Source organism: Streptomyces murinus, from assembly GCF_002154555.1.
GTDB classification, from domain to species: domain Bacteria; phylum Actinomycetota; class Actinomycetes; order Streptomycetales; family Streptomycetaceae; genus Streptomyces; species Streptomyces murinus.
In genome coordinates this window covers 1-6,218 of sequence record NZ_MUNF01000447.1, presented here as the reverse complement: position 1 = coordinate 6,218, position 6,218 = coordinate 1, and the positions used below count along the sequence as shown (strand labels likewise).

Sequence of the window (6,218 nt, the reverse complement as noted above, 5' to 3'; positions counted from 1 at the left end):
CACCGAGAAGCCCCCGGCCGTGGAAACGGCCGGGGGCTTCTCGGTGTGTGGACGATACTGGGATTGAACCAGTGACCTCTTCCGTGTCAGGGAAGCGCTCTCCCGCTGAGCTAATCGTCCGCGGACAGTGATCCGAGGATCACAGTCAGTGCGCGATACTGGGATTGAACCAGTGACCTCTTCCGTGTCAGGGAAGCGCTCTCCCGCTGAGCTAATCGCGCGGGGTGGATCTTCGAGAGACCCGGGATCTCCGGACGGACCGGGGATCCAGTGGACGATACTGGGATTGAACCAGTGACCTCTTCCGTGTCAGGGAAGCGCTCTCCCGCTGAGCTAATCGTCCTTGGAGGTGGAGACGGGATTTGAACCCGTGTAGACGGCTTTGCAGGCCGTTGCCTCGCCTCTCGGCCACTCCACCAGGAGTGTAGGGGATCGGGATGACCCCTTCTTCCTTCGAGCGGACGACGAGGCTCGAACTCGCGACCTCAACCTTGGCAAGGTTGCGCTCTACCAACTGAGCTACGTCCGCTTGTCGTTTCGGTCCGCTTCCGCGTCCCGGCGACGTGTTGAACTCTAGCGGATTCCCGGGCCAGTACAAAAACGCGTTTGCGCAGCGTGCTGCGGTGCACCCGGCGGACCCGGTGGTCAGGGGCCCCTCCGGGACATCCCCGGGTCACCTCCGGGACACCCACCTAGACTCGGGCACGTGCTCCACCATGCTCCTGGCCTTCCCCCGCTGGCCCGCTTCGGCGACCGCCTCGCCACCGGCCTCCTCGATGTCACCAGCGATCCCGCCGCCCTGGAGTCCACCGGCTTCTGGGCCGTGTGCGCGGACTTCGAGGGCCGCCTGACCTGCGCACGCTTCGCGGACGTACGGCATGCACCGGTGCCCGCCCCGGTGCCCGGCGGCTGGCACGGCCCCGCGGTGGGGGACTGGGACACCTCCCTGGACCGCGCCGCCTACATCGCGGCCGTCCGCCGTATCCGCGCCCACATAGCGGCCGGCGAGGTCTACCAGGCCAACCTCTGCCGAGTGCTCAGCGCGCCGATCGCCCCCGACGCCGACGTGGACGCCCTGACCGCCCTGCTGGCCCGCGGCAACCCGGCGCCGTACGCGGGAACGATCCGGCTGCCCGCGCACGGCGTGGAGATCGCCACCGCCTCTCCGGAACTGTTCCTGCGCCGCTGTGGCCGCACCGTGGAGTCGGGCCCCATCAAGGGCACCGGCCGCACCGAGGCGGACCTGCTGGAGAAGGACTACGCCGAGAACGTGATGATCGTGGACCTGGTCCGCAACGACATCGGGCGCGTCTGCGCCACCGGCAGCGTCACCGTCCCCGACCTGTGCGTCGTGGAGAAGCACCCCGGGCTCGTCCACCTCGTCTCCACCGTCCGCGGCGAGCTGCGCGCCGACGCCGGCTGGCCCGAGCTGCTCGGCGCCGCCTTCCCGCCCGGCTCCGTCACCGGCGCGCCCAAGTCCAGCGCCCTGCGGATCATCGAGGCCCTGGAGCCGGTACCGCGCGGCCCCTACTGCGGCGGCATCGGCTGGGTGGACGCCGATCGAGGCACCGCCGAGCTGGCCGTGGGCATCCGCACCTTCTGGATCGACCGTGCCGAGGGCGTGCTGCGTTTCGGCTCCGGCGCCGGGATCACCTGGGGGTCGGACCCGGAGGGGGAGTGGCGGGAGACCGAACTGAAGGCGTCCCGGCTGCTCGCGGTAGCGTCGGGGTCGTACGAGGCGAGTGGAGAGGCGTGCGCATGAGGATCTGGCTGGACGGCGGGCTGCGGGACGCGGATTCCGCCCGGGTGTCCGTGTTCGACCACGGGCTGACCGTCGGCGACGGCATCTTCGAGACGGTCAAGGCGGCCGAGGGGCGCACCTTCGCGCTCACCCGGCACCTCGACCGGCTGACCCGCTCGGCCCGGGGCCTCGGGCTGCCCGACCCAGACCACGACGAGATCCGCGCGGCGTGCGCCGCCGTGCTCGCGGCCAACCCGATGCCGCTCGGCCGGCTGCGGATCACCTACACCGGTGGCCACGGCCCGCTCGGCTCCGACCGCGGCGAGCACGGCCCGACCCTGGTGGTCGCCCTCGGCGAGACCGCCCGCCGCCCGGACAGCACGGCCGTGATCACCGTCCCCTGGACCCGTAACGAGCGCGGCGCGCTGACCGGTCTGAAGACCACCTCGTACGCCGAGAACGTCGTCGCCCTCGCCCGCGCCCACGAACGGGGCGCCTCCGAGGCCCTGTTCGCCAACACGGTCGACCAACTGTGCGAGGGCACCGGCTCGAACGTCTTCGTCGTCCTGAACGGCGAGATCCACACCCCGCCGGTCTCCTCCGGCTGCCTCCCCGGCATCACCCGCGCCCTCGCCGTCGAATGGACCGGCGCCACGGAGACCGACCTCCCGCTCGACGTGCTGGACCGCGCCGACGAGATCTTCCTGACCTCCACCCTGCGCGACATCCAGGCGGTGCACCGGGTGGACGACCGCGAACTCCCGGGCGCACCGGGCCCGGTGACCGCCAAGGCGATGCGGATCTTCGAGGAGCGTTCGGGGCAGGACCTCGACCCGCGCTGACGCGCCGCCCGTTTCACCGGTCCGGGCCGCATGCCGTTGCCCGGGCCGCACTCCACTGCCCGGGCCGCGCCCTGTCGGCTGGGCCGCACTCCGTCGCCCGGGGCGCGCCCGTGCTCCGTCGCCCGGTCTGGCTCCCGGCGAACCGGTCGCACCGGCCGAACCGGCTGACTCGGCTGACCCGGCCCGTGCCGCGGGTGGAACGCATGGGTAGAACAGGGGTGATGACCACGACCCTGCGGCCGGCCGAGCCGCTTCAGCAGCATCCCGACGGCACGCTTTCGCGCCGCTACCAGGTGTGCGTGAACAGCCGTCCCGTCGGCGAGATCCGCCTCGGCACCTCGCCGACCCTCGGGGACACGGTGGGCCGCATCGACGAGCTGACGATCGCCGAGGGAGACCGCCGCCGCGGCCGGGGGACGATCGCCGCGCTCGCCGCGGAGGAGGTGGCGCGCGGCTGGGGCTGCCGGCAGATCGAGACCGTGGTGCCCGCGACCGCTGCGGACGGCGCGCTACGGCTCTTCGACGCCCTCGGCTACACCCTCCGCAACCGGGGCATGACGAAACGCCTCGGCACCGCCCCGCCCGCGCCGCCGCCCGAGATCCGGGAACGGCCCATGACCGAGGCCGAGTTCACGGACTGGCGGGCCCGCGAGCACGAGCGGTACACCCGCAACTGGTCCGAGCGTGGCGTGCCCGAGGCCGTCGCCCGCGCCAAGGCCCTCGACGACCAGGCCCGGCTGCTGCCGCACGGCCTCGCGACCGACAGCATGCTCCTCAGCGTCCTGGAGCGCGCGGGAACCCTGGTCGGCACCCTGTGGCTGGCCCTGCGGGAGGACAGGGCGTACGTGTACGACGTCGAGACCGTCGCGGCCGAGCGCGGCCGGGGGTACGGCAGGGCCCTGATGCTCCTCGCGGAACGCCAGACACTGGCGTCCGGCCGACCGCTCCTCGGCCTCAACGTGTTCGCGGGCAACACCCCGGCGGAGCGCCTGTACGAGTCGCTCGGCTACGAGACGGTGACGTACTCCTTGTCGAAGCCGCTGCTGTAGGCGGGGCGCCGCCGCACGATGCCGCCCGACCTGCGGGGCCCGGCGGCCTCAGCCCTCCTGCTCGCCCAGCAGCCGGTCCGCGATCTCCTCGATCCGGGCGCGCAGCCCCTCCTGGCTCTTGCCGCCGTCCAGCCGCTCGCCGCCGATGACGTACGTCGGGGTGCCGGTCACACCGATCGCCTTGCCCTCGGCCTGGTCGGCGTCGACGATCAGGATGTGCCGGCCGTCGATCAGCGCGGTGTCGAATTCCTCCGCGTCCAGGCCGAGTTCACGGGCCACCTCGACCAGCAGGGGTTCTCCCGTACGGCCCAGCTCGTCGACCCGCGCCAGGACGGCCTCCACGTACGGCCAGCCGTCGCCCTGCGCCAGCGCCTCCTCGACGGCCTGCGCGGCGGCGAAGGCGTGCTGGTGCCGCTCCAGCGGGAAGTGCCGCAGCCGTACGTCCAGCCGGTCACCGTAACGGGCACGCAGGGCGCGCACGTCGTCGAGGGCGGTACGGCAGTCGGGGCACTGGAGTTCGCACCAGACGTCGAGGACGACGGCGTCGGCGCGCACGGGGGAGGAGTCGCTCATACGCCCCAGTCTTCCAGGCCGGCCACGACCACCCCAATCCGGACCTGCGCCCGGGTCCGCGGCGCCCCGTAGGGGTTCGGCACCGTCGCCCCCTTCGCGTGCCCCGCCACCGGCACCCGGGGAGGAGGCGACCCGGAGATCACCCTGATCTGTGGCCGGGACCATGGCCCCGCACGGGCCGGGCGGTGCAGGATGGAAGGGACGAAGCGCACGTCGGCCGTGCCGCGGTGCCGCTTCCGCCGTATGTGCCTGCCACCCGACCGAGCCCGCCTGGAGGACCGGATGATCGCCGAGACAGTCTGCTCCGCCGTGTCCGCGGCGGGCCTGGGAATCGCGGTGGTCACGGCCTACCGCAGACGCTTCCTGGCGGCGGCCCGCATCGCGGCCTACTCGCTGGTGCCGGTCGGCCTGGTGATGACCGGCGTCGTGGGCTGGCTCTCGGACACCGCCCTCAGCCCCACCGCCTGGGCCGGCTTCGGCGTGCTGGCCGGGGCCTGGCTGCTGTTCGCCACCACCCGCGCGGTGGAGCGCCGCAGGACCGGCGCGGGCGCGGGCGCGGCGGCCGAGACCGGGTCGATACGCGCGGGCACCACCGCACCCGCCTCCTCCACCCCGGCCCTGCGCCAGGGTCAGCGCAAGGGGCAGGCGCAGGGACAGGCGCAGAGCCAGGGCAAGCGCCCGGCGTCCGGCGACGACTTCAGCGACATCGAGGCGATCCTCAAGAAGCACGGCATATGACAGTCACATGACTCGCCGGATCGTCACAGTAGGTCCGCGGACGTCCTGATTCGTTCACCAGCCGAAGCGAGCCGGAAGCAAGATCATGGGATTCGGCGAACTCCCGCAAGATCGTGCGTCTTGATCGCTTACGGGGTTCCCGGTAGGCCATCATCGGCCGCGAGATGCTGGATACGACACAGAGCGAGGCCGCGCCGCCGAAGGACGAGCCGCGCGGGTGCCTCTTCGCCCTCTCCCAGCCACCGCTGATGATCTTCCTTGCGGTGATCGGGTGTCTGATCCTCATGGCTGCGCTGCACGATCTGCTGTTGCTGTGAGCCGTACACGTCCGTCCCGGCGCCACCCGCCGGGACCGACGTCGCCCGCGGACCGCGACCGCCGCCGACAGGGGCGCCGGCCCCGGCCGGATTCACCCGCCCGGCCCAGGACAGGTCAGCCGGTCGCTTCCTTCCGGCGCGCCCGGTACGCGGCCACATGCAGACGGTTGCCGCAGGTGCGGCTGTCGCAGTAGCGGCGGGAGCGATTGCGGGAGAGGTCCACGAAGGCGCGGCGGCAGTCCGGGGCCTCGCAGCGGCGCAGCCGCTCCTCCTCGCCGGCGACGACGAAGAAGGCCAGGGCCATCCCGCAGTCGGCCGCGAGATGGTCGGCCACGGAGGAACCCGGGGCGTAGTAGTGGACATGCCAGTCGTAGCCGTCGTGATCGGTCAGCCGCGGAGTGGTGCTCGCCGCCGCGACCAGCTCGTTGATCAGCCCGGCGGCGCTTCTGGCGTCCGGGGCCGCGAAGATCGCCGCGAACCGCGCCCGGACCGCCCGCACGGCCGAGAGATCGGCGGAGGACACCACGCCGACATCACTGACCTCGTGGTTTCGTACGAATTCCGCGAGGGCCGGGACATCGGGCAGCCCCTCCGGCGCCGTCTCGTCCTCCGGCGCGGTGTTCACCAGGTCCACCACGGTGTCGAGGGCGCACCGGGTGTCATGGGTGATCAGCACGTTTCGCTCCCTGGCCTGGGGGTCGGGCAGGCGCCCGCCGATGCTGGCCGATGGTAGCGACAACGCGCCCGCCGCACGGGCCTTGTCCAGCCCGACTGCCGGTGGAACGCCGCCAGGGCCCCAGGGGTTCCCGGAAGCCGCCGCATGCCCGCTCCGGGCCGCCGGGGCGCGGTACGCGCAGGCGCGCGGACGGACCGACGCCGTTCCGTGAGCGCTCACGGTGACGGCGCCGGCCCGTGCCGTATGCGGTTGTCCTGGCCCGCGCCGTCTCCCCGAGTGGAC

The 6,218-nt window shown here is 72.5% G+C and carries 7 protein-coding genes and 5 tRNA genes; 5 read left to right on the top strand and 7 right to left on the bottom strand.

The window, feature by feature from the left end:
• Positions 1 to 48 precede the first annotated feature (48 nt).
• From CCN72_RS25860 to CCN72_RS25840, 5 genes are all read right to left on the bottom strand, one after another.
• Positions 49 to 120 (bottom strand) — tRNA-Val (locus tag CCN72_RS25860).
• A 29-nt stretch (positions 121 to 149) separates the two neighbouring features.
• A tRNA-Val gene (locus tag CCN72_RS25855) sits at positions 150 to 221 on the bottom strand.
• Positions 222 to 271: 50 nt separating this feature from the next.
• A tRNA-Val gene (locus CCN72_RS25850) sits at positions 272 to 343 on the bottom strand.
• Position 344: 1 nt separating this feature from the next.
• Positions 345 to 418: transfer RNA gene (locus CCN72_RS25845), tRNA-Cys, on the bottom strand.
• A gap of 38 nt (positions 419 to 456) precedes the next feature.
• Positions 457 to 529, bottom strand: a tRNA-Gly gene (locus CCN72_RS25840).
• A 177-nt stretch (positions 530 to 706) separates the two neighbouring features.
• On the opposite strand from CCN72_RS25840, the gene CCN72_RS25835 reads away from it, so the two are divergent.
• From CCN72_RS25835 to CCN72_RS25825, 3 genes are all read left to right on the top strand, one after another.
• Positions 707 to 1,762 carry a chorismate-binding protein gene (locus CCN72_RS25835; protein WP_086810048.1) on the top strand — a complete coding sequence of 352 codons (1,056 nt, stop codon included), beginning with the start codon at positions 707 to 709 and terminating at the stop codon, positions 1,760 to 1,762.
• The gene (locus CCN72_RS25830) at positions 1,759 to 2,583 is read left to right on the top strand and encodes an aminotransferase class IV (RefSeq protein ID WP_086810046.1); all 825 of its coding nucleotides are present in this window, start codon (positions 1,759 to 1,761) and stop codon (positions 2,581 to 2,583) included. The genes CCN72_RS25835 and CCN72_RS25830 overlap by 4 nt, the downstream gene beginning before the upstream one ends.
• 221 nt (positions 2,584 to 2,804) lie before the next feature.
• Positions 2,805 to 3,632 carry a GNAT family N-acetyltransferase gene (locus CCN72_RS25825; RefSeq protein WP_086810045.1) on the top strand — a complete coding sequence of 276 codons (828 nt, stop codon included), beginning with the start codon at positions 2,805 to 2,807 and terminating at the stop codon, positions 3,630 to 3,632.
• A gap of 48 nt (positions 3,633 to 3,680) precedes the next feature.
• Here the strand turns inward: CCN72_RS25825 and CCN72_RS25820 are convergent, their stop codons facing one another.
• Positions 3,681 to 4,205 carry a DsbA family protein gene (locus CCN72_RS25820; protein WP_086810043.1) on the bottom strand — a complete coding sequence of 175 codons (525 nt, stop codon included), beginning with the start codon at positions 4,203 to 4,205 and terminating at the stop codon, positions 3,681 to 3,683.
• A 282-nt stretch (positions 4,206 to 4,487) separates the two neighbouring features.
• Between CCN72_RS25820 and CCN72_RS25815 the strand changes: the two genes are divergently transcribed.
• Together CCN72_RS25815 and CCN72_RS39750 are read left to right on the top strand one after the other, a co-directional pair.
• Positions 4,488 to 4,943, top strand: a complete 456-nt coding sequence (locus CCN72_RS25815; RefSeq protein ID WP_086810041.1) for a type 2 periplasmic-binding domain-containing protein — start codon at positions 4,488 to 4,490, stop codon at positions 4,941 to 4,943.
• A 164-nt stretch (positions 4,944 to 5,107) separates the two neighbouring features.
• The gene (locus CCN72_RS39750; RefSeq protein WP_164932512.1) at positions 5,108 to 5,260 is read left to right on the top strand and encodes a hypothetical protein; all 153 of its coding nucleotides are present in this window, start codon (positions 5,108 to 5,110) and stop codon (positions 5,258 to 5,260) included.
• Positions 5,261 to 5,375: 115 nt separating this feature from the next.
• On the opposite strand, the gene CCN72_RS25810 is transcribed toward CCN72_RS39750, so the two are convergent.
• Positions 5,376 to 5,936 (bottom strand): CGNR zinc finger domain-containing protein, encoded by a 561-nt coding sequence (locus tag CCN72_RS25810; RefSeq protein WP_037651091.1) that lies wholly within the window; start codon positions 5,934 to 5,936, stop codon positions 5,376 to 5,378.
• Positions 5,937 to 6,218 lie beyond the last annotated feature (282 nt).

What these genes read in the sequence shown, in the direction of transcription:
- CCN72_RS25830 (WP_086810046.1), top strand. Translation starts at nt 1,759, where the DNA reads ATGAGGATCTGGCTGGACGGCGGGCTGCGGGACGCGGATTCCGCCCGG.
- CCN72_RS25825 (WP_086810045.1), top strand. Translation starts at nt 2,805, where the DNA reads ATGACCACGACCCTGCGGCCGGCCGAGCCGCTTCAGCAGCATCCCGAC.
- CCN72_RS25815 (WP_086810041.1), top strand. Translation starts at nt 4,488, where the DNA reads ATGATCGCCGAGACAGTCTGCTCCGCCGTGTCCGCGGCGGGCCTGGGA.
- CCN72_RS25820 (WP_086810043.1), bottom strand. Translation starts at nt 4,205, where the DNA reads ATGAGCGACTCCTCCCCCGTGCGCGCCGACGCCGTCGTCCTCGACGTC.
- CCN72_RS39750 (WP_164932512.1), top strand. Translation starts at nt 5,108, where the DNA reads ATGCTGGATACGACACAGAGCGAGGCCGCGCCGCCGAAGGACGAGCCG.